This window comes from Mycolicibacterium setense, assembly GCF_000805385.1.
Taxonomy (GTDB): domain Bacteria; phylum Actinomycetota; class Actinomycetes; order Mycobacteriales; family Mycobacteriaceae; genus Mycobacterium; species Mycobacterium setense.
Genome location: NZ_JTJW01000006.1, coordinates 1,323,150 through 1,343,079, shown reverse-complemented (window position 1 = coordinate 1,343,079; position 19,930 = coordinate 1,323,150). Strand labels below are relative to the sequence as shown.

Sequence of the window (19,930 nt, the reverse complement as noted above, 5' to 3'; positions counted from 1 at the left end):
CGCGCTTCACCGGGCGCAGTGTGCGACGATGCACGGACCGCCCGGTACCTGCCCTGTATCCCGGCCAGGACCGTCGGAGAGCGTGACAGAGAGGACTGCCGGACTGATGACCGAAGCGCGCCGAGCCACCGTCTCAGCCAGGGCCGCGAAGCTCGCGATCGCCGGGTTGAGCGTCGCGGGAGCCGTGCTGGCCGGCTCCGCACAGGCGGCCGCCGATCCGGCCCTCCCTGATCCGCCGCCGGCCCCGGCGGACCCCGCGATGGCAGCGCCACCGCCGCCGGCCCCGGCCGGTCCGCCGCAGGTGCCCGAGATCGCCAACCCGGTGTACGGCTCCGGCCAGTACGGATCGGGCCCGGTCGGCACACTCAGGGATCTCTGGCACCAGGCGCATGATCCGGGCGGGTTCCAGGCCGGCGGGGGAGCACCCGAGGGCGTCGCGCCGCCGCCCGGAGCGGGCCCGGCGCCGCCGCTGCCACCCGGGTATCAATCGATCAACGCCCCGGGCTCGGAGACACCGATCACCGCGCCGGCGCCAGGCACCGGACCGGCGGGACCACCGTTGCCACCCGGGTATTACCCGTTGGACGGTCCGCCGCCTCCCGGCTACGAATACAACGCTCCGGGTCGGCAGCCGGGCGCCGCCGCGCCGCCGGCCGCGCCTACGCCGTGACCTCGCGTCCCAAAACGTGTCGTAGCGCCTGATCCAGGTGGGGATGGCGGAAGCGGTGCTCAGCCGCGCTGAGCACCGCGGGGACGGCGCGTTGGCTGGCGCAGGCCAGTTCGCGCGCGCCCTGGTCGCCCAGCAGCAGCCGGGGCCCGAGCGCCGGCACCGGCAGAAACGTCGGGCGGTGTAACACGTGACCGAGCGTGTCGGTGTAGTCAGCGTTGCGTACCGGCTCCGGTGCCACGGCGTTGACCGGGCCCGACATCTGGTTGTCCCACAGCGCGCGGTGATAGATGTCGACCAAGTCATCGATGCCGATCCACGGCAACCACTGTTGCCCATCACCGATACGCCCGCCCAGGCCGGCCGCGAACAATGGGCGCAGCAAGCGCAGGGTGCCACCGCTCGGGGACTGCACGATCCCGGTGCGGACACGCACCACCCGCACACCGGCTCCTTCGGCGGGTGCCAGCGCGGCCTCCCAGTCGGCCACGACGTCGGCCAGAAATCCGTCGCCGCGTTCGCTTGATTCGGTGAGCACCTCGTCGCCGCGGTCATGGCCGTAGAAGCCGACCGCCGAGGCGCTGATCAGGACCCGTGGTCCAGCGTCGGCGTGCGCGGCGAGTTCGGCGAGCTTGCGGGTCGGCTCGATGCGGCTGTCACGAATGGCGCGGCGATGTTTGTCGGTGAAGCGCCCGGCGATCGACGCGCCGGCCAGATGGATGACCGCGTCGACGCCGTCCAGCAGCTCCGGATCGGGATCGCTCGTGTCCCATTGGCGCTCATCGGGTTTGGACGGCGGGTGGCGTACCAGACGGATCACATTGTGGCCGCCGGTGCTCAAGAAGGCGGTCAGCGCCGAGCCGACGAGCCCGGACGCGCCCGTGACCGCGACCGTCATCGGGGTGAGACCCTGCTCGCGGGCCTGGCGGTGTGCCGCGAGGTCGTCGGCCAGCTGACGATGGCGATAGGCGAACATCGGGCGCAGGAACTGCCCGGGAACCGGGGTCTCCACCCGGTCGGTCATGCGGGTGTGGGTGGCGTCGACGGGTTCGAAGTCGTGAATGTGCTTCCAGCGCACCGCCAGCGCCGCCGGCCACGAGGCCGGTGCTGCGCCGGCGATCTTGTCGACGAAGCGCCGGGGCGGATCGTAGGCGTCGGCCTGGTGCTGGGCCACCCACCGCAAACCGCCGGGCAGGGCGAGCTCGGCGCGGCCATCGCGCAGTGAGGACGCCTCGGTTTTGAGCCGCATCGGTTGCCATGGCGGCGACAGTCTGGTGAATGCGGGCCGGCCGTGCCAGGCGAAGACTTCTTCAGCCGGAGCGTCGATGATGCTGGAGTACACCAATCTCATCGACCGACGTTACCCGCGATTCGGGACGGACAGGGACTGCGCGTTTCTCGCCCGCGCGCCCGCATAGGCGAACAGCAGGCCGGTGCCGATTTCGGACAGGGCTGTCACCCAGGAGAACCAGGTGACATTGATGCGTGGTCCGCTGATGAAGCTGTCCTGGAAGGACGGCCAGAAATTCGGCAGCAGGTGCGCATAGCTGAACACCAGCGCGCTTCCGACACCGGCGAAGATCGCCGCTTCGGGAGCTCGTGGAATGCTGCGTAGTGCCATGGTGATCGCGATGACGACGACCACGCCCTGGATCATTCCGCCGGCCATGATGAATGTCGGGGACGCAGACATTCCCCGCCGCAGGTGATCGATCACGTGCAGGCCCCAGCCGAGCAGGAACGCCCACGCGGTCGCGCACAGAAAGCGTTGAGCCGCAAGGATTGTCGGTACCGTCATGTGACCCCCATCGACGTACTACAACCGATAGTAGATCGCCCCGGTGTTCAGGGCAATACCGAAGATCGCGGCGGAAATCCGCTGGTGTTCGAAGTCTGACCGACATCGTCATTCGAACCGCAGCCGTGTCGGTAACGGCCTGGGTTCGGGCTAAGCGGGCCGCAGGATCGCGACGAGGAAGTCCGAGGTTTCGGTGAACGGACGAACATCCCAGGTGGACAACAACTGATCCGGAACCAAACCGGCCGTCGCCGCGTCGTCGAGGAACTGATCGAACCCGTACTCGCGGCCGGCGCCGAATCCGATCACCACTCGGCCGTCGTCGGCGAGATGTGCGCGTAGCCGCCCGAGGACCTGGACCCGGGTGCTCGGGGCGAGGAACGTCATGACGTTGCCCGCCGAGACGACGATGTCGAACGGATCGGCGATGCCACGTGCCTGCAGGTCGAGTTCGGCGAGGTCGCCGACCAGCCACCGGGGCCCTGGATGATCGTTCTCGGCCGCCTCGATCAGTACCGGGTCCACGTCGACGCCGACGACCTGGTGTCCGACGCCGGCCAGATATCCGCCCACCCGCCCGGGACCGCAGCCGGCATCGAGGATCCGGGCGTTGCGCGGCGCCATCGCATCTACCAGACGAGCTTCACCGGCCAGGTCCTGACCGGCGCGCTCCATGGCGCGAAAGCGTTCGATGTACCAATGCGAGTGGCCGGGATCGGCCGCGACTTTTTGCATCCAGATGCTCGGCTCGACCATATGAGCATTGTCGCAAGCGGGTAGCCGGCTCCGGGCGGGCGGTGTAGCTCAGCCCTGGGCGTCGAGGATCTTGATCGCGAAGATCAGCGAGTCGCCCGCCTGGATACCGGCGGCGGGTTGACCCTCGGGATAGCCGTCGGCCGAGGTCATCGCGACGGCCACCGTGGATCCCACTTTCTGTCCCGAAATGGCCTTCTGGAACCCGGGCACCACGCCATTGAGCGGGAAGTCGACCGGCTCGCCGCGTTCGTAACTGCTGTCGAACACCGATCCGTCGCGTCCGTTGACGCCCATGTAGCAGACCGAAACGTTGGCCGACGGTGACACGACGGGACCGTCACCGGCCTTGAGGGTGTGCACCTGCGTCTCGGCGACGCTGAACGGTCCGGTCACCTTGACCACGGGTGCCGCGGTGTCGGTTGAGCCGGTGACAGCGACACTTCCGGTCGCCCCGGACAACGTCCATTCGGGAGTGCCGGCGGTCTGCGGCGCGGCCGTCGGACAGGCGGCGGCCTCGGTGGCGGTCTCGGCGATGGAGGGGGTGAGCGCATCGGCCACCGACGGCGTGCTCGCCGACGACGTGGCCGAGGAGGTCTCGGTGTCCGAGCCGCACGCGGCAAGCGCCATGGTCAACGACGCGGCGCAGGCCACGAGCACAAACGAGGAAGGCACGCGAAAGGAGTTCATCCTCGTCACGCTACAGCCGCATGGCGCGGGCATTGTCCACGGCCGGTGTCGCGACTCCGGGATGCCCGGCAAACGTCTCCCGGCGCGTGGAGTAGCCCGATCAGAGGCGTTGTACCGCAGTGAGTTTGGTGAGAACCTTGATACCTTCCAACTTAGCCGCCACACTCGAGGTGATGGCTGAACGCCTCGACTTCACCGGCATGTTGCGTTCGGCCGGGCTCCGCGTCACCCGCCCCCGGCTGGCGGTGCTCGACGCGGTGAACAAACATCCACACGCCCAAACCGACCTGGTCATCCGTGCGGCGCGCGGCCGGCTTCCCGACGTCTCGCACCAGACCGTGTACGACGCGCTCAATGCGTTGACCGAGGCCGGGTTGGTACGCCGGATACAACCGACCGGATCGGTGGCTCGCTACGAGACTCGCGTCGGCGACAACCACCACCACGTCGTATGCCGATCGTGCGGAGTCATCGCCGATGTGGACTGCGCGGTGGGCGACGCGCCGTGTCTGACCGCATCGGATGACAACGGCTTCGCCATCGATGAAGCCGAGGTCATCTATTGGGGTCAATGTCCTGACTGCGCCCGCGCTCGAACCACTTGATGGCGAACCCGTCACACGAAGATGAAAGGGAATGTAATGCCTCCGAACAGCTCCGATACCTCCGACGCCCGTCCACCACACGCCGATACCGAAACCCATAGCCACAGCGAATCCGAGAATCCGGTCATCGAGTCACCCAAGCCCAAGGCCCACGCACCGCTGACCAATCAGGACTGGTGGCCAGATCAGGTTGACGTGACGCGACTGCACCGGCATCCGGCCGAGGCAAACCCGTTGGGTGCCGACTTCGACTACGCCGTGGAATTCCAGAAGCTCGACGTCGACGCCCTGCGGTCGGACATGCTCGCACTGATGACGTCGTCGCAGGACTGGTGGCCTGCCGATTACGGCAGCTACGCCGGGCTGTTCATCCGGATGAGCTGGCACGCCGCCGGGACGTACCGCATCTTCGACGGGCGCGGCGGTGGTGGCCAGGGCGCGCAGCGGTTCGCCCCGATCAACAGCTGGCCGGACAACGTGAGCTTGGACAAGGCGCGCAGGCTGCTCTGGCCGATCAAGCAGAAGTACGGCAACAAGATCTCCTGGGCCGATTTGATCATCTACGCAGGCAACGTCGCTCTGGAGTCCGCCGGATTCAAGACCTTCGGCTTCGCGTTCGGCCGTGAGGACATCTGGGAGCCCGAGGAGATCCTGTGGGGCCAGGAGGACACCTGGCTCGGCACCGACAAGCGGTACGGCGGTACCAACGACAACGACCGCAAGCTGGCCAACCCGTTCGGTGCCACCACGATGGGCCTCATCTATGTGAATCCCGAAGGGCCCGAAGGTAAGCCGGATCCGCTGGCAGCGGCCCACGACATCCGCGAGACCTTCGGCCGGATGGCGATGAACGACGAGGAGACGGCCGCGCTGATCGTGGGCGGACACACGCTGGGCAAGACGCACGGCGCCGGCCCGGGCGACCTGGTCGGTCCCGAACCGGAAGCCGCGCCCATCGAACAGCAGGGCCTGGGGTGGAAATGCGCATTCGGCTCGGGCAAGGCCGGCGACACCATCACCAGCGGCCTGGAAGTCGTCTGGACCACGACTCCGACGAAGTGGAGCAACAGCTACCTGGAGATCCTGTATGGCCACGAATGGGAGCTGACCCAGAGCCCCGGTGGTGCTTGGCAATTCGAGGCCAAAGACGCGGAGTCGATCATTCCCGACCCGTTCGGCGGACCGCCGCGCAAGCCGACGATGCTCGTCACGGACATCTCGATGCGGGTGGACCCCACCTATGGCCCGATCACGCGACGCTGGCTGGAGCACCCTGAAGAGCTCAACGAGGCCTTCGCCAAGGCCTGGTACAAGCTGCTGCACCGCGACATGGGTCCGATCAGCCGCTACCTCGGTCCGTGGATACCCGAACCGCAGCTGTGGCAGGACCCGGTGCCCGACGTGGACCACCCGCTGGTCGACGAGCAGGACATCGCGACCCTGAAGGGCAAGGTCCTCGAGTCCGGCCTGTCGGTGCAGCAGCTGGTGAAGACGGCGTGGTCCGCGGCGGCAAGCTTCCGGGGCACCGACAAGCGCGGTGGCGCCAACGGGGGACGGTTGCGCCTGCAGCCGCAACGCAACTGGGAGGTCAACGAACCGTCCGAGCTGGACAAGGTGCTTCCGGTGCTGGAACGGGTGCAGCAGGACTTCAATGCCTCCGCATCCGGCGGCAAGAGGATCTCGCTGGCCGACCTCATCGTCCTGGCCGGGTCTGCTGCGATCGAAAAGGCCGCCCGAGACGGCGGATACGAGGTCAAAGTGCACTTCGTCCCAGGGCGCACCGATGCCTCGCAGGAGAACACCGACGTCGAATCGTTCGCGGTCCTCGAACCGCAGGCCGACGGATTCCGCAACTTCGTGCGGCCGGGCGAGAAAGCGCAACTGGAGCAGTTGCTGGTGGACAAGGCGTACTTCCTCAACCTGACCGCGCCAGAGATGACCGTCCTCGTCGGCGGCCTACGCGCGTTGGGCGCCAACCATGGTGGCAACAAGCATGGCGTGTTCACGGAGAACGCCGGAGCATTGTCCAACGATTTCTTCGTCAATCTTCTCGACATGAGTACCGAGTGGAAGCCCTCGGAGACCGCAGAGAACGTATACGAGGGCCGAGATCGCGCTTCAGGTCAACTCAGGTGGACGGCTACGGCCAATGATCTGGTGTTCGGGTCGAATTCAGTATTGCGTGCCGTCGCCGAGGTCTATGCGCAGGAGGACAACGAGGCCAAGTTCGTCGAGGACTTCGTGACGGCCTGGGTCAAGGTGATGAACAACGATCGTTTCGACCTCGACTGAGCCGAGCGGTGGCCCATGATGTCACCTACCCCGACAAGCGGGAATTCAGCACGGTGGGAATCCATTTCGGCCAGGTAGGTGATCCGATGACGAATCCGCCGGCGATCTGAGCGACGATCCGCGGGCCTCTGATGGTGCTGTTGTCGTAGAACGTCGCGGCGTCCGCACGCATCGCGGCGACTGCGACGAGGTCCCAAAGGCGTTGGTAGCGTTCACGGATCTTCGTCTCGGGGACATCGTGGCCGCCCGCTTGCACCCGATGGCGCACTCGCTGAACAGCAAGGTCTTCGGGTATCAGCAGGCAGTGCAGGACCAACGTGTATCCGGCCGCGTGTGCGTTGTCGATGAGCTCGAGCTTGGACGGGTGTGAGAACACGGTCTCGGCGATGAAGGACTCACCGAGTTCGATGAGTTTGGCCCGGGTTTCGGCCGCGACCAGTGCGGCCTCGTAGGAGTGCGGGGCCGGGTCTTCGGGCCATCGTCGCTTGGCGATCTCGTCGGCGTTCACAAACGCGCTGCCGGGCAGCAGAGGTGCGAGGGTGAGTTCGACGAAGGTGGACTTGCCGGCGCCGTTGCAGCCGACGACGAGGTCGAGGCGCTTCACCGCGCGGCGGTGCGGTCTGAGTCAGCGCAATCCACGGTCACTGCTGGTGCGCCAGCACCGCGGTGCTGCCGTCGGGGCGGTACTGGACGATCTCGCCGTTGTCGTCGAGAGCCACGGTGGTGATCCCGCGGCCGGCCAGCGTCTTGCCGTAGTCGGCACGTGCCAGGCTCTCCTCGATGGAGGCGGCGATCTCGGCGTCGAACACCATGCCTTCTTCGGCGGTCAATTCGCGTAGGGGGATTTCGCCCGCCAACGCTGACTCCACCTTGCGGCGCGCCGCACTGTGCTGGCTCGACACGGCCCGACCGACCCGCGCCCAGTGGTCGAGTTGCTGTTTGGCCGATCGGCTCTGACGTGCGCCTTCCGCGGCAGCACTGTCCATCAGGTCGGCGGCGAACCGGGTCACCCGGTCTGCGGTCTCGGTCATGACGTGCCCCCTTTGTAGCAGTCTGAAACCAGCGTAGCAGAATGCTACAAGATTGGCTGGGTCCGCGTTATGCCGCCGAAACCCGCGCACCCATCTTGTCAAGATCATAGGAAGCCTCGTGGTGATCGAGCTTGCCGGCGCCGGAGGCGGCGAAACGATGGATGGCGACGCGATCGCCACGCTCGTACGTGCGGGGCGGCCGGTTCGGTGAGTGGGGGCCCGGAGAATCCCGCCGACTGGTACAACCGGCAAGGTCGCCGTTTTTTGCCGACGACTGCGCACGGGTCATACCGTCGACCTACACCTCTGCGGCGAGTTGTGCCGAACGTCCGTAAAGCCTTAGAAGTCAACCGTTTCAGTTCGCTGCGCGCCTAGACTTGTGGGCATCAGGGCAGCCGAGTTCGTGCCCCGATCTCGTGACAACTGAAGGAGGGGACCATGGTCAGGATTCACACGGTCGCGTCGGGGGAGACGCTCTCAGCGCTGGCGCTGCGGTTCTACGGAGACGCGGAACTGTACCGGCTGATCGTGGCGGCCAACGCAATTCCCAATCCTGACGTCGTCAACGTCGGACAAAAACTGGTCTTTCCCGATTACACGCGATACACCGTCGCACCCGGGGACACGTTGCCTGCCGTTGCCTCACGTTTCTACGGCCACGCCGAGTTGTCCCGCTTGGTGGCTGCCGCCAGCGGTATAGCCGAGGATGCCGGAGTCAATCCAGGGCAACCGCTCATCGTGCCGGAGCTCAAGAGGTACACGGTGGCTCCGGGAGATACGTTGTCGGGGTTGGCATCACAGTTCTACGGTGATGCCTCGTTCTATCCGCCGATCGCCGGTGTCAACGGGATCCCGGACCCAGGTCACATCAACGCCGGCCAGGCGCTGGTCATCTTCAGCGGTCGCGGCGACGGGTTCGGGCTGCGCATCGTCGACCGCAACGAGAACGATCCCCGGCTGTGGTACTACCGGTTCCAGACTGCCGCCATCGGCTGGAACCCCGGCGTCAACGTCCTGCTTCCGGACGACTACCACACCAGCGGCCGCACCTATCCCGTCCTCTACATGTTCCACGGCGGCAACGACGATTTCCGCTCATTCGACTTCATGGGTATTCGCGACTGGACGGCCGGGAAGCCGATCATCGTGGTGATGCCCGACGGTGGTCACGCCGGCTGGTATTCCAATCCGGTCACCTCGTTCGTCGGACCGCGCAACTGGGAGACGTTCCACATCGCACAGCTGCTGCCCTGGATCGAGGCGAATTTCCGTACATACGCCGAGTACGACGGCCGCGCAGTCGGTGGTTTCTCGATGGGCGGCTTCGGCGCGCTGAAGTACACGGCCAAGTACTACGGCCACTTCGCGTCGGTCAGCTCCCATTCCGGTCCGGCCAGTCTGCGTCGCGATTTCGGCCTCGTGGTGCACTGGGCGAACATCACCTCGGCCGTCCTCGATCTCGCTGGTGGAACGGTCTATGGAGCCCCGCTCTGGGACCAGTTCAGGGTCAGTGCCGACAACCCGGTCGAGCGGATCGAGAGCTATCGCAACAAGCGGATCTTCCTTGTTGCAGGCACGAGTCCGGATCCGCTCAATTGGTTCGACAGCGTGAACGAGACGCAGGTCCTTGCCGGCCAACGGGAGTTCCGCGATCTTCTCGGGCGCGCCGGCATCCCGTTCGAAGCGCACGAGGCGCCCGGCGGTCACGTCTTCCGTCCCGACATGTTCATTCGGGATCTGGACGGGATCATCGCCCGCCTGCGTCCGGCGAGTGTTGTCGGTAGCCCCCTGTAACAACAACCACATCTTTCTCAACTGTCACAATTACATCAGAATTCATTCTTTTCACTGCTACCGCTTTAGAACCTGAATTCACGATAGTGAGCAATTGTCACAGCGGTTGCCTTGAAATTTAGAAACCCTCGCAGGCCTGCCGCCGGCCTGAGCCTCTCCGTGCTGTAGGTCGCTGAACTGCAGTTTTACTGCGTCCGGTTCCGACCCCGGCCATGCTCATCAGCCCCATCAGCCGCATAACTATTAAATAAACTCAAAGAAGATAATTAGACTCTCTAGCACGGCTATTTTACTTTCACCCCATGGGTAAACTCTGTATCACGATGGGCTGCAAATCAGTCTTTTCGCCCGCAATTACCGGCATGCACGCCGCCACGAAGGGATCGACATGCGCGTGCGCAAGGTCGTCACCGTCTTCGGGTTCATCGGTGCGATCGCTCTGGCTCAGACCGTCCTGACAGTCCCGCACGCCGGTGCAGAACCGAACTGGGACGCGATGGCGCAATGCGAATCTGGCGGCAATTGGTCTGCCGACACCGGCAACGGCTTCTACGGTGGGCTCCAGTTCACGCCGGCCACGTGGGCTTCCCATGGCGGTATGGGATCACCCGCTGCGGCCAGTCGAGAGGAACAGATTCGCGTGGCCCGCAACGTGTTGCAAACCCAAGGGCTTGGTGCGTGGCCCGTCTGCGGCGGGCCGATCGGCATGGCCACCGGGACCTGCCGCCAGATGGTGGCGTGGATTCCGATCGGGCATCTCCCGCGTCTGTGCACCGTGGTGCTCAATCCGCTGTCCTGATAACACATTCCCCGGTGGCGGTGAGCCGCCGACTGCTCGGCTGGGTAGGGTCTTGGCTCCGTTGCCCTTTCGCTCGGCGTTCGCTTCTGTGTCCGTGTGACCGCCCCCACGTGCGGCCGGGAAAGTCTTGGGCCGCACCGAACCTACTCTCAGCAAACCCTCAGTGCGGAACTGCAACATCTACGTAGGCGCCGGCACGGCGCATAAATGTCGGTGTCGCAAGGGAAGAAGCAAACAGATGAATCAGTGGTCGGGGATGTCGTCGCAAAATAGCAACCGTGGCTGGGAAGCGAAACGGACGGCGGATCAACAGGATCCGAGCCCATGGAGCCGCAAGGGCTATCAGCAGCCGTACCCGCCTTATGGGGTGCATCCCGAGACGACCCAGAAGTTCGACGCGCCTGTGGCGCACGAGAGTTCACAGCCGAAGAAGAAGTCCCGCGTCGGCGTGCTCGTCGCCGGCACCGCCGCCGTCGCGATGGCTACCGGCGCGGTGGCCGCGGTTGCCGTGGTGGATCACGCCGCGAGCCCGACGCCGGTCGCACAGGCGCCCGCCGCTGACCGCATCGGCAAACCGTCGCCGGCCGCGGGAGCCGCTCCGGCCCAGCCGAAGAGTTCTGCACCGGCCGGATCTGTCGAACAGGTCTCCGCCAAGGTGCTGCCCAGCGTGGTGAAATTGCAGGTCGAGACCGCGCAAGGGCGGGAGGAGGGCTCCGGCATCGTTCTGAGTGAAGACGGCCTGATCCTGACCAACAACCACGTCGTGGCCTCGGCGGCCCGAGGTGCCGGTGATCAAGGTCCGATGGCCGCCGAGGCGTCACCTGAGGGCCAATTCCCCGGATTTCCGCGCGGCCTGTTTCCCGGTGGACAGTTCCCAGGCGGACAGTTCCCCGACGGCAACCAGTACTCGCCCAACGGACCTTCGGCCGATGGTTCCGGTCGCAGCGGCGGCGCGATGCAGGCGACCGTCACGATGTCGGATGGACGCACGGCGCCGTTCACCGTGGTCGGCACCGACCCTGACGACGACATAGCGGTGGTGAAGGCGCAGAACATCTCCGGGCTCACCCCGATCACGATCGGTTCCTCGAAAGACCTGAAGGTTGGTCAGAATGTGGTCGCGGTCGGATCCCCTCTGGGCCTTCAGGGGACGGTGACCACCGGCATCATCAGCGCGCTGGACCGCCCGGTGGCGACCGGCGACGGGCAGACCGGCCAGCATTCGGTGATGAGTGCCATTCAGACTGATGCGGCGATCAACCCGGGCAATTCCGGAGGTGCGTTGGTCGACATGAACGGCGATCTCATCGGAGTGAATTCGGCGATCGCATCCCTGGGTGAGGGCCAGGGTTCGCAGGCTGGCGCTCCGGCCGGGTCCATCGGGCTGGGTTTCGCCATCCCGGTGGATCAAGCCAAACGTATTGCCGACGAGCTTGTTTCGACCGGAACCGTGCAGCACGCATCACTGGGTGTGCAGCTCTCCGGCAATGATGCACAGGGCGCCGCTGTCGCCGGAGTCGTCGCCGGCGGACCGGCAGCAGCCGCCGGCTTGCCGGAAGGGGCCGTGATCACCAAGGTCGACAATCGCGTGATCGACGGGCCCGACGCCCTCGTCGCAGCCGTGCGCTCCAAGGCGCCGGGGGACACCGTGACGCTGACCTTTGAGGATGCGTCCGGAACGTCGCGGACCGTGGACGTCACTCTGGGGCAGGTGCAGGCGTAATCAGTCGTCGCAGCAGGTGTGTGGGCTGACGTCTTCGGTGATGCTGTCGGAAACGGTGGTCGCGCAACAGGTTTGCCCGCGCCAGGCTTGGCGTCCTTCGTTGACGGCGACACCGGCGATGATGAGCGCTGCGATCGGGTCGGCCCAGCTCCAGCCGATCAGGCTGTTGAGCACCAGGCCGAGAAGTACCACGCCGGACAAGTAGGTGCAGAGCAGTGTCTGTTTGGAGTCGGCCACCGCCGAACGCGAGCCGAGCTCACGGCCCGCGCGGCGTTGAGCCCAGGACAGCAGCGGCATGACGACCAGGCTGGCAGCGGTCAGCGCGATACCGATTGTTGAGTGCCGTACTTCAGCCGCGCCGGTGAGCGAGCGGATTGATTCGACCGTCACGTATCCGGCCAGTGCGAAGAAGGACATCGCGATGATGCGCAAGGCGACCTTCTCGCGAGCCTCCGGGTCCTTACCTGAGAACTGCCAAGCGACCGCGGCAGCCGAGGACACCTCGATTACCGAGTCGAGCCCGAAGCCGATCAACGCGGTCGAGGACACCCTTGCGCCTTCGCCGATCGCGATGATCGCCTCGATCACGTTATAGGTGATGGTGGCGGCCACGAACCATCGGATTCGCTTGTGCAGCAACGCCCGCCGCGCCGGGGCCGGGGAAGCGGTGGGGTGACCGACCTCGGCGGCCATCAGCAGCACTCGGCGGACGCGGCGTTCGGGCAGTGCTTCGATTCGGCGGCGAGCACCACATGCAACAGATCGTTCAGGGCATGGGCGAGCTTGGCGTCCGCGAGCTCGTAGCGGGTGCGCCGGCCTTCTGGAACTGCCACGACCAGGCCGCAACCACGAAGGCAGGCAAGGTGGTTGGACATACTCTGCCGGGATACCCCCGCCGCCTCCGCCAGGTCGGCCGGGTAACCCGGAGAATCTTTGAGGGCGATCAGGATCTTGGACCGCGTTTGATCCGACAGGGCATGACCGAATCGAGCCAACACCGCCACCTGCGTAAGCGTCTCCACGCCAGCTACGGTACATCTGTTTCTGTATTCACAAAAGGCTGAACAATCGCGCGTCTCGCATTCGGTGCACACGGTCGAGCACCTGTCCCGCGCGACGTGGGCCGGCCTTCGGCGTTGTCGCGATGACGCCTAGATGGCGCCAGGTGTACCGGGCGGGCTCATCGACCCGTCGACATTGGGCACCATTGCCGGTGCCGGAATCCCGCCTCCGGCCGCGTCGTCTCCGGGTATGCCGTCGTCGGGCACCTGGTCGTACATGCCACCGAAGCAGGACGGATTCCACCCCTCTGTCGCGCACGCCGGATCATCCGGGCTGTTGGGTTCAAAAACCGCAGGCATGCCGGGTGGCGCCGAAGCAACGGCCGCGATGTTCGCTGGAAGCACCGCGCTCAACACGGATAGTCCAGCAATTGCCGCCACGGCTGCTCTGGTCAGCGCGCTTCGTACCTCAGAAGTCATCATCCAACTCATCTGCCGCTCCTTTACCTGGGGCCTGCGCGAGTCGGCCTGACGTTTGCCATCGCCGATCCGGTATCGCCCATGCTTGCAGTTCCGCGGGTGCCGCGGATGAAAACCGGAGCTTCGCTGGCGGAAAGTTCGAACACCCGGTCAATGTTTGACGGGGAGGTCAAAAACCGATGTGCATTCGATGACCCTGCTGACGTGCTCAACGTTGCGGTGCGCCCGCCCAGGCAACGGTAGTTACCGAACGTCCCACGATCCCCGCCATGCGGTGGTCGGAGGGGTCCTCTCACGTGGATGGCAAGGCATCGACGACCGGTGTGTTCTGCGCCGCGGCGACCCACCATTTCTCGCCGTTCCGTACCAGGACATACATCGCCATTTCGCTGAAACCGCCGTCGATCGCGCTGCGGCGAATCTGCGCAACGGTCACCCCGGGCGCGGGACAGACGGCCTGCGCGAGCTCAAAGCGTGACGGTGGAACAACCGGAGGACCGTCCATCATCCGACGGTGAATCGGGTTGAGGTTCGAATATCCCTGGAGCACCATGCCTTTCGGAGTGCCCCAAAGAATGTCATCGGCGAACATGCTGTCGTAGATGTCGGCTTCGCCCGCGTCGCCGCCCCGCTGAAGTTGGTCGATCAGATCACGCACCGCATGCGAGCCGTCGAGGGTCGGGTCATTGAGTTTGGGGCGTTGGGTCGTCATCGCTCAACCGTAATATCTCAACTGCACTTGAGCTCAAGGAGTTTCATGCGCCCGGTTGCAGGCATCAATCTGCTCTCGAAGGATGTCCCCATGACCCGCATGTCTGGCGAACTCTTCGATCATCGCGAGCAGGGTCCATCGCATGCTGACCGTGCCTTCGCGAGGATTGTCCTTGGTGTCGTCGAGGTCGAACCTCGACGCGATGGCTCGCGACCGCCGGCTTGCGGCCTCGAACTCGGTGATGACGTCCGTTAGCGACTCGTCGTCTGAGACAGAGAAGGTGCCCTCGTCGCGGTTGGAGTATCCGTCGCACTCAGAATCGTCGAGGCCGGCCCAGAACCGTTGGAACCAAATCCTTTCCGCGGCAGCTGCATGTTTGAGGAGCGAAATCGGCGTCGTCAGCGATGTGACGAGCCGACGGCGGGCGTCTGCCTCGGACAGGCCACGCGCGGTCTCGATGAGCGCCTGACGGTTGTGGTCGAGCATGTTCTCGATGACCTCTCGCTCATTACCATTGGTGATCCGGCTGGTATTCATGGGTTTTGGCTCCGTTCTTCTGGGTGCTGTGGCGGGTAGCGGCTGAACGTGATGGCAGCAGCTGTGGATATAGCGATGCAGTTGGGGAGAGGTGAGGTGTCCGACGCCGGATGGCGACCGGGGGGCAGCGCTGCCGCGCAGATGCGGACCAAAATCGGGCGATGTGCGCCCTTGCGCCGCGATCACAGTCCCGATCGATACGCAGAACGGTCTGCTGTCAGAGCCAGTATGTCGGAGATCTTGACTCAGGGAGACGACTTGACGACTCCGGGTTCAGATGACGAGCCAGGCGCCCCCGGAAATTCGTTGGACGGGATCCGCGGTGGCTTGATAGCGTCCGCGAGACCGTGGCATTACGCGAGGAGGTGAGACCCATGACCGCAGGAATCATGTGGGTGCTCCCACTCGTGCTCACGGTCGGGCGTTGACATTCGGTGTCGCCGGGAGCGCCTGAATCAGGCAATCCCGAAAGGCAACACCATGCATTTCACTTCTGCGACATCGTCGGACGGTGTCATCGAACGCAATTTCGTCGTGGGCGAGGTCACCGGCGTCCTGTGGTCGCCCGCATCCAGATCGGTAGGCGGCCCGCTGCTGCTGTTGGGGCACTCCGGCGGCATGCACAAGCAGTCTCCGGGGCTGGTGGCCAACGCTCTTCACAGCGTTACCGGCCACGGGTTCACCGTCGCTGCCATCGATGCTCCAGGGCATGGCGACCGGCCGCGCAGCCGGCAGGATGAACAGTGGGCCGGGGCAATCCATCAGGCCCGCGCGGCGGGGGAGCCGATCGCCCCCATCGTCATCGATTACAGCATGTCGCTGGCGCAGCGGGCCGTACCGGAATGGCAAGCGACACTGGACGTTCTACAGGAGTGCCCAGAAATCTGTGCCGATGCGCCGGTCGGGTACGGCGGTGTGTCGTTGGGGGTCGTGACCGGGCTGCTGTTGGCCGCGGTCGAACCCCGGATCGCTGCCCTGAGCTTGGGTGGGGTTTTCGTGGACGACACGCTGATCGAGTCCGCACGACGGATCAGCGTCCCGGTCGAGTATTGGATCCCGTGGGACAACAGCGATTTCAACCGCACGTACGAGGTCGCATTGTTCGATGCCTTCGGCTCGGTGGAGAAGACGTTGCACGCCCATTCGGGCCGGCCGCACTCGGCACCCGAACATGCATGCGACAGTTCGGCTCGATTCTTCGTCCGCCACCTTGGCCGTGCCGCGAATAGTGGATCGGACTGACGTCAACCGGTATCCGTGGAGGCGCCATCGTGGCGGCTGCGGTGGGCGAGGCCGGTGACGGGCATTTTGGCGCGGCGCCCGGGCTCAGCGAGAGGTGGTGAGCAGCGCCTGATCGACGTAGGTCAGGCCGGTGGGCGGAACCTTGCCGGAGATGGCCTCCAAGAACTGGGCTGCGAACTCACGCAGTTTGGTATTCGTCTCCTGGGAACGCCAAACCAGAATCTCGAATGCCCGCTGAGCCGACAGTCCATAGGCCGCCATGAGGACGCCCTTGGCCTGCTCGATGAGCGCCCGCGACGCGGCGATATCCGAGATCATCTCGGTGATGTCGGACTGCTGGGCCTCGGTGACATCGATGTAGAAGCCCGAGGTGCCCGTCACGGTGCCCTGGTCGTCCCGCAGAAGGTCACCCACCACGATCACCAAATGGGTGTGGCCGGCGGTGTCGATGATTCGGTGCCGGCTGCTGAACGGCTGGCCCTGCAAAACGAGGTCCAGCACCGCAGCCACCTGCTCACGGTCCTCAGGATGCTTGTGTTTCAGCAGCAACTCGGTGGTGGGCTGGACCGTGCCGGGTTCATAGCCGTGCATCCGCGCCACGGCATCGGACCATTCCCAGCGTTGGCCGTCCAGTAGAAACCGGAATCGGCCGACCCTTTGTGGCGCACCGGAACCCATGACCTGCTCCACAGCGGTGAGCTCCCGAACGATGCTTCCGTCGCCGTCCGGCGAGGCGATTGCCGTTTCGGGAACGACAAGGGTGGGCGTGGCCCTCTCGCCCACGTCCGGCGTGAGATCTGATGAACGCTCCACCATATTTGGCCTTCCGTCCGGAATGGAAAACCTATGTCTGAAAGCATAGACTTGTTCTATCGACGCATCTACCCTTACCCGACGAAAATGGGTGAAGCGATTGGTCACGGAGGACGGAGAAAGGGTGTGACGAAGGAGGAAGGGGTCGCGCGGTCGGCGCGCGGCGTGTACGGGATCTCGGTGGCCGCCGAGCTGTCCGGGATCGGGCAGCAGACGCTGCGACTCTACGAGCGGTGGGGATTGATCACCCCGTCACGAACCGCGGGCGGCACCCGACGTTACAGCGATGACGACATCAAACAGCTGAGGCGGATCACCGAATTGGTTGACCAAGGCGTCAACCTGGCCGGCATAGTGCAGATTCTCGATCTACAGGACGAGAACCTCCGGCTCGAATCCGTCAACAGCAGGCTGGAATTGCGCAACGCTGCCCTCGAGGCCGACCAGCCAACGCCAAGCCTCCAGTCACCACGGCAGACGGCTGGGGCGCGCAGCGGGCAGCGTCATGGGTCCGGGCACAATCCAGATTCAGCGAGACGCCCGGGCCGGCAGTCACACCCGGCCGGCGAAGACACGTAGGGCCTGCACGACGTTGTCGGGACCGGTCATGGTGATGTCGCCCGGCGTCGTCCGCCCCGAGAGCCATCGGATCAGGTCCGGGGGAGAACCGCCGACAATCACCTCCTGGCCCGACTTCGGCCCGACCGACCACCGCTGGTTCTCCTCGCTGCTGTCGACGGTCACTCGTACGCCGGCGGGCAGTTGCCTGAGCTGGTAACGCAGCACAAGCGGAATGACCTTCACAAGCGTCCTCGGCACGGCGTGGGAACCGCTGTCGAAGCCGATGAGATCGTCGTGATGCGTCCAGTACTCGAACAGAGCCAGTGGCGCGACGCGCGGGTGCAGCAGCAGCCGCGGCATTGGTCGCCGCAACCGGTCGATCAGTGCCGTGAAGCCGCGCCGTCGCTCCAGACGGAGGGCGGTATCGACCAATTTTGGTGTGCCGGTGACACATACGCCCCGCACCACAAGGGATCGAGCGATAAAGGTCGTCACACCGCCGTAGCGTTCTTCACCGACTACGTGGGCCGCGAGGTCGAGTGCGGTCCATTCTCCGCATGCGGTAGAAGCCGAAGGGCCCGCTGCGATCAACGATTCAGCGAATGCCGCCCGTTCGGCCTCGACATCATCTGTGATCGTCATGTCCATCAGTGTTACGGAGCAGTCGGCGCCGATTGTCGGGTTTCCCGCGATTGGATGTGCCGCTCCCTCTCACGGCGCGAGCACGATCCGGCCAAACACAGTCCCTTGATCCATCTGACGGTGCGCTTCGGCTGCCATCTCAAGGGACATGACGTCGTGCACGACGGCATGCAATTCCCCACGCACCGCCGCGTCGAACTGCGCGGCCCGAACCGCGGCCGTCGCGTCGGCAGGGATTGTGTCGAGGCTGAACGTGGCGAACGAGCGGGACTGCTGGAATGCGTCCACACTGATGAGCCGCGTCCCGAAATCCGCCGGTGGCAGTCCGGCCACGACACCGGCCAGCACCAGGCGCCCGTTCGGTGCGAGGCGGTCGATGAATGCGGGAAGGCCTGTCCCGCCGACGATGTCGATGATCACGTCGAAGCTCGTCGGCGCAGCGGAATCGCCTTCGCCGGCGCGGTCGAGGATGTGCGTCGCACCCAGGTCGCGGAGCCGACTGCCGCGCTCTGGCGATGACGTCGTGACTGCGACAGCGCTCGCACCAGCGCGCGCCGCGATTTCGACTGTCGCGATGCCGATGCTGCCCGCCGCACCGCGGACAAGAACAGATTCACCAGGGGCGAAGTGCGCGTGGGCAAGTGCGAAGTGCGCGACGGTCGCCGAACTACCCAGCGTCACCGCGTCGATCGACGATAAGCCTTGCGGCAACGCGACGATGTCTTCGATGCGCGTCACCGCCTGCTCGACGTAGCCGCCGGTACGGGTGAACGCCCACACGCGCCTACCCACCCACGCTGCGTCGCCATCGGCCCCGACCTCGGTGACGGTGCCCGCGACCTCGCTGCCCGGGATCATCCCCTCGGGGAACCCGTATCCGGCGAGTGTGCCGCGGCGAATCACGGCATCGACGCCGCCGACCCCGATCGCCTCGGTCTCGATGACCACCTGTCCAGGCATGGGAACCGGGGATGGCGCATCGATCAGCGCCATACCGCTCGGGTCGCCGAATTCCTTTATCACCACTGCGCGCACCATCGCCTCCGTCTCGCTCCGTGTTGTCTGCGGTATCGTCTGCGACGTTATTGGACGCTGCCGTCCACTTCCGCGAAGTGAGAACCATGACCGATCGTTTGCCTCACATGCTCCGTTCCGATGCACAGGACAACCGGGACCGTGTCCTCAAGGTCGCGCGACAGCTGTTCTCGGAACGCGGAATGGACATCACGATGCGTGAGGTCGCGCGCCGTGCCGGAGTCGGTCCCGCAACCCTGTATCGACGGTTCCCGACCAAGCAGATGTTGGTCAACGCGGCCTTCGCGGACGAAATGCGATCGTGTCAAGACATCGTGAATGATGGTTGGGCCGATCCGGACCCGTGGCGAGGATTCTGCTCGGTCATCGAACGGATCAGCGTCCTCAACAGCCGCAACCAGGGCTTCGTGGACGCGTTCACGTCGGCTAACCCTCAGATCGACACGTTGGACACTCACCGCGCCTTGGTGCTGCGGAAGCTCGCCGAACTCGCCGAACGCGCGAAGGCGGCCGGCGAGCTGCGCCGCGACTTCGTCATCGACGATCTTGTGCTCGTTCTGCTGGCCGGGCGCGGACTGTCTTCGACAGAGCCTTCTGACCGGGAGGTCGCGGCCCGCCGCTTTGCGGCGCTGGCCATCGACGCGTTCCGGCAGTCCGGTGCGACGGGGAAGTTGCCACGCTCGCCGGGGCTCATTCCGTGCGTCGTGCGACAGATTCCAGATTCACACTCAACGCAAAGACGATAGGAGCTCTGC

Annotated in this window: 23 protein-coding genes; 10 read left to right on the top strand and 13 right to left on the bottom strand. The window is 65.2% G+C overall.

Annotated features, from left to right (window positions below):
* Nucleotides 1–106 precede the first annotated feature (106 nt).
* On the top strand, nt 107–670 hold the full coding sequence (locus QQ25_RS17135) for a hypothetical protein (RefSeq protein ID WP_039320244.1): 564 nt from the start codon (nt 107–109) through the stop codon (nt 668–670).
* Here the strand turns inward: QQ25_RS17135 and QQ25_RS17130 are convergent.
* The 4 genes from QQ25_RS17130 to QQ25_RS17115 form a co-directional block, all read right to left on the bottom strand.
* Nucleotides 660–2,018, bottom strand: coding sequence for a TIGR01777 family oxidoreductase (locus QQ25_RS17130; RefSeq protein ID WP_039379738.1), 1,359 nt, complete (start codon nt 2,016–2,018; stop codon nt 660–662). The genes QQ25_RS17135 and QQ25_RS17130 overlap by 11 nt on opposite strands.
* Nucleotides 2,019–2,027: 9 nt before the next feature.
* The gene (locus tag QQ25_RS17125; RefSeq protein WP_039379736.1) at nt 2,028–2,465 is read right to left on the bottom strand and encodes a hypothetical protein; all 438 of its coding nucleotides are present in this window, start codon (nt 2,463–2,465) and stop codon (nt 2,028–2,030) included.
* Nucleotides 2,466–2,615: 150 nt separating this feature from the next.
* Nucleotides 2,616–3,221 carry a class I SAM-dependent methyltransferase gene (locus QQ25_RS17120; protein ID WP_039379734.1) on the bottom strand — a complete coding sequence of 202 codons (606 nt, stop codon included), beginning with the start codon at nt 3,219–3,221 and terminating at the stop codon, nt 2,616–2,618.
* 48 nt (nt 3,222–3,269) lie between these two features.
* Nucleotides 3,270–3,908, bottom strand: a complete 639-nt coding sequence (locus QQ25_RS17115; protein ID WP_101906143.1) for an FKBP-type peptidyl-prolyl cis-trans isomerase — start codon at nt 3,906–3,908, stop codon at nt 3,270–3,272.
* A gap of 173 nt (nt 3,909–4,081) precedes the next feature.
* Here QQ25_RS17115 and QQ25_RS17105 point away from each other — a divergent pair, with 173 nt between their 5' ends.
* Together QQ25_RS17105 and katG are read left to right on the top strand one after the other, a co-directional pair.
* Nucleotides 4,082–4,513 (top strand): Fur family transcriptional regulator, encoded by a 432-nt coding sequence (locus QQ25_RS17105; protein WP_039379731.1) that lies wholly within the window; start codon nt 4,082–4,084, stop codon nt 4,511–4,513.
* Nucleotides 4,514–4,549: 36 nt separating this feature from the next.
* Nucleotides 4,550–6,805: a catalase/peroxidase HPI gene (gene katG / locus QQ25_RS17100; RefSeq protein ID WP_039379729.1), complete on the top strand. Its 2,256-nt coding sequence runs from the start codon at nt 4,550–4,552 to the stop codon at nt 6,803–6,805.
* A 25-nt stretch (nt 6,806–6,830) separates the two neighbouring features.
* Here the strand turns inward: katG and QQ25_RS17095 are convergent, their stop codons facing one another.
* Both QQ25_RS17095 and QQ25_RS17090 read right to left on the bottom strand, forming a co-directional pair.
* The gene (locus tag QQ25_RS17095; protein WP_039379727.1) at nt 6,831–7,409 is read right to left on the bottom strand and encodes an ATPase; all 579 of its coding nucleotides are present in this window, start codon (nt 7,407–7,409) and stop codon (nt 6,831–6,833) included.
* Between the two features lie 37 nt (nt 7,410–7,446).
* On the bottom strand, nt 7,447–7,836 hold the full coding sequence (locus tag QQ25_RS17090; RefSeq protein WP_039320227.1) for a TA system antitoxin ParD family protein: 390 nt from the start codon (nt 7,834–7,836) through the stop codon (nt 7,447–7,449).
* 438 nt (nt 7,837–8,274) lie between these two features.
* Between QQ25_RS17090 and QQ25_RS17080 the strand changes: the two genes are divergently transcribed.
* The 3 genes from QQ25_RS17080 to QQ25_RS17070 all read left to right on the top strand — a co-directional run bounded on the left by QQ25_RS17080 (nt 8,275) and on the right by QQ25_RS17070 (nt 12,152).
* Nucleotides 8,275–9,630, top strand: a complete 1,356-nt coding sequence (locus QQ25_RS17080) for an alpha/beta hydrolase-fold protein (RefSeq protein ID WP_039320221.1) — start codon at nt 8,275–8,277, stop codon at nt 9,628–9,630.
* Between the two features lie 388 nt (nt 9,631–10,018).
* Nucleotides 10,019–10,429 (top strand): transglycosylase family protein, encoded by a 411-nt coding sequence (locus QQ25_RS17075; protein WP_039320217.1) that lies wholly within the window; start codon nt 10,019–10,021, stop codon nt 10,427–10,429.
* A gap of 478 nt (nt 10,430–10,907) precedes the next feature.
* Nucleotides 10,908–12,152 carry a S1C family serine protease gene (locus QQ25_RS17070; RefSeq protein ID WP_039380092.1) on the top strand — a complete coding sequence of 415 codons (1,245 nt, stop codon included), beginning with the start codon at nt 10,908–10,910 and terminating at the stop codon, nt 12,150–12,152.
* Here QQ25_RS17070 and QQ25_RS17065 read toward each other — a convergent pair whose 3' ends face one another.
* Nucleotides 12,153–12,845, bottom strand: a complete 693-nt coding sequence (locus QQ25_RS17065; RefSeq protein ID WP_039380090.1) for a cation diffusion facilitator family transporter — start codon at nt 12,843–12,845, stop codon at nt 12,153–12,155.
* Nucleotides 12,845–13,174, bottom strand: a complete 330-nt coding sequence (locus QQ25_RS17060) for an ArsR/SmtB family transcription factor (RefSeq protein WP_039320214.1) — start codon at nt 13,172–13,174, stop codon at nt 12,845–12,847. Before QQ25_RS17060 ends, QQ25_RS17065 begins: the two co-directional genes overlap by 1 nt.
* Nucleotides 13,175–13,307: 133 nt before the next feature.
* Here QQ25_RS17060 and QQ25_RS30845 point away from each other — a divergent pair, with 133 nt between their 5' ends.
* Nucleotides 13,308–13,685, top strand: a complete 378-nt coding sequence (locus QQ25_RS30845; protein WP_131546184.1) for a hypothetical protein — start codon at nt 13,308–13,310, stop codon at nt 13,683–13,685.
* Nucleotides 13,686–13,925: 240 nt separating this feature from the next.
* Here QQ25_RS30845 and QQ25_RS17055 read toward each other — a convergent pair whose 3' ends face one another.
* Nucleotides 13,926–14,345 (bottom strand): nuclear transport factor 2 family protein, encoded by a 420-nt coding sequence (locus QQ25_RS17055; RefSeq protein WP_039320210.1) that lies wholly within the window; start codon nt 14,343–14,345, stop codon nt 13,926–13,928.
* Nucleotides 14,346–14,378: 33 nt separating this feature from the next.
* A complete protein-coding gene (locus tag QQ25_RS17050; protein WP_039379724.1) occupies nt 14,379–14,882 on the bottom strand; it encodes a DinB family protein in 504 nt (167 codons plus the stop codon).
* Between the two features lie 480 nt (nt 14,883–15,362).
* Between QQ25_RS17050 and QQ25_RS17045 the strand changes: the two genes are divergently transcribed.
* Nucleotides 15,363–16,124, top strand: coding sequence for a dienelactone hydrolase family protein (locus tag QQ25_RS17045; RefSeq protein ID WP_039379722.1), 762 nt, complete (start codon nt 15,363–15,365; stop codon nt 16,122–16,124).
* An 84-nt stretch (nt 16,125–16,208) separates the two neighbouring features.
* On the opposite strand, the gene QQ25_RS17040 is transcribed toward QQ25_RS17045, so the two are convergent.
* Nucleotides 16,209–16,940, bottom strand: a complete 732-nt coding sequence (locus QQ25_RS17040; protein WP_234706114.1) for a PAS and ANTAR domain-containing protein — start codon at nt 16,938–16,940, stop codon at nt 16,209–16,211.
* Between the two features lie 84 nt (nt 16,941–17,024).
* On the opposite strand from QQ25_RS17040, the gene QQ25_RS17035 reads away from it, so the two are divergent.
* Entirely contained in the window at nt 17,025–17,516 is a 492-nt protein-coding gene (locus QQ25_RS17035) for a MerR family transcriptional regulator (RefSeq protein WP_082017550.1), read from the top strand.
* Here the strand turns inward: QQ25_RS17035 and QQ25_RS17030 are convergent.
* Nucleotides 17,490–18,140: a maleylpyruvate isomerase family mycothiol-dependent enzyme gene (locus QQ25_RS17030; protein ID WP_157847830.1), complete on the bottom strand. Its 651-nt coding sequence runs from the start codon at nt 18,138–18,140 to the stop codon at nt 17,490–17,492. The genes QQ25_RS17035 and QQ25_RS17030 overlap by 27 nt on opposite strands.
* 69 nt (nt 18,141–18,209) lie before the next feature.
* The gene (locus QQ25_RS17025) at nt 18,210–19,166 is read right to left on the bottom strand and encodes a zinc-binding dehydrogenase (RefSeq protein WP_234711924.1); all 957 of its coding nucleotides are present in this window, start codon (nt 19,164–19,166) and stop codon (nt 18,210–18,212) included.
* Nucleotides 19,167–19,261: 95 nt separating this feature from the next.
* On the opposite strand from QQ25_RS17025, the gene QQ25_RS17020 reads away from it, so the two are divergent.
* Nucleotides 19,262–19,921, top strand: coding sequence for a TetR/AcrR family transcriptional regulator (locus QQ25_RS17020; RefSeq protein WP_039320200.1), 660 nt, complete (start codon nt 19,262–19,264; stop codon nt 19,919–19,921).
* Nucleotides 19,922–19,930 lie beyond the last annotated feature (9 nt).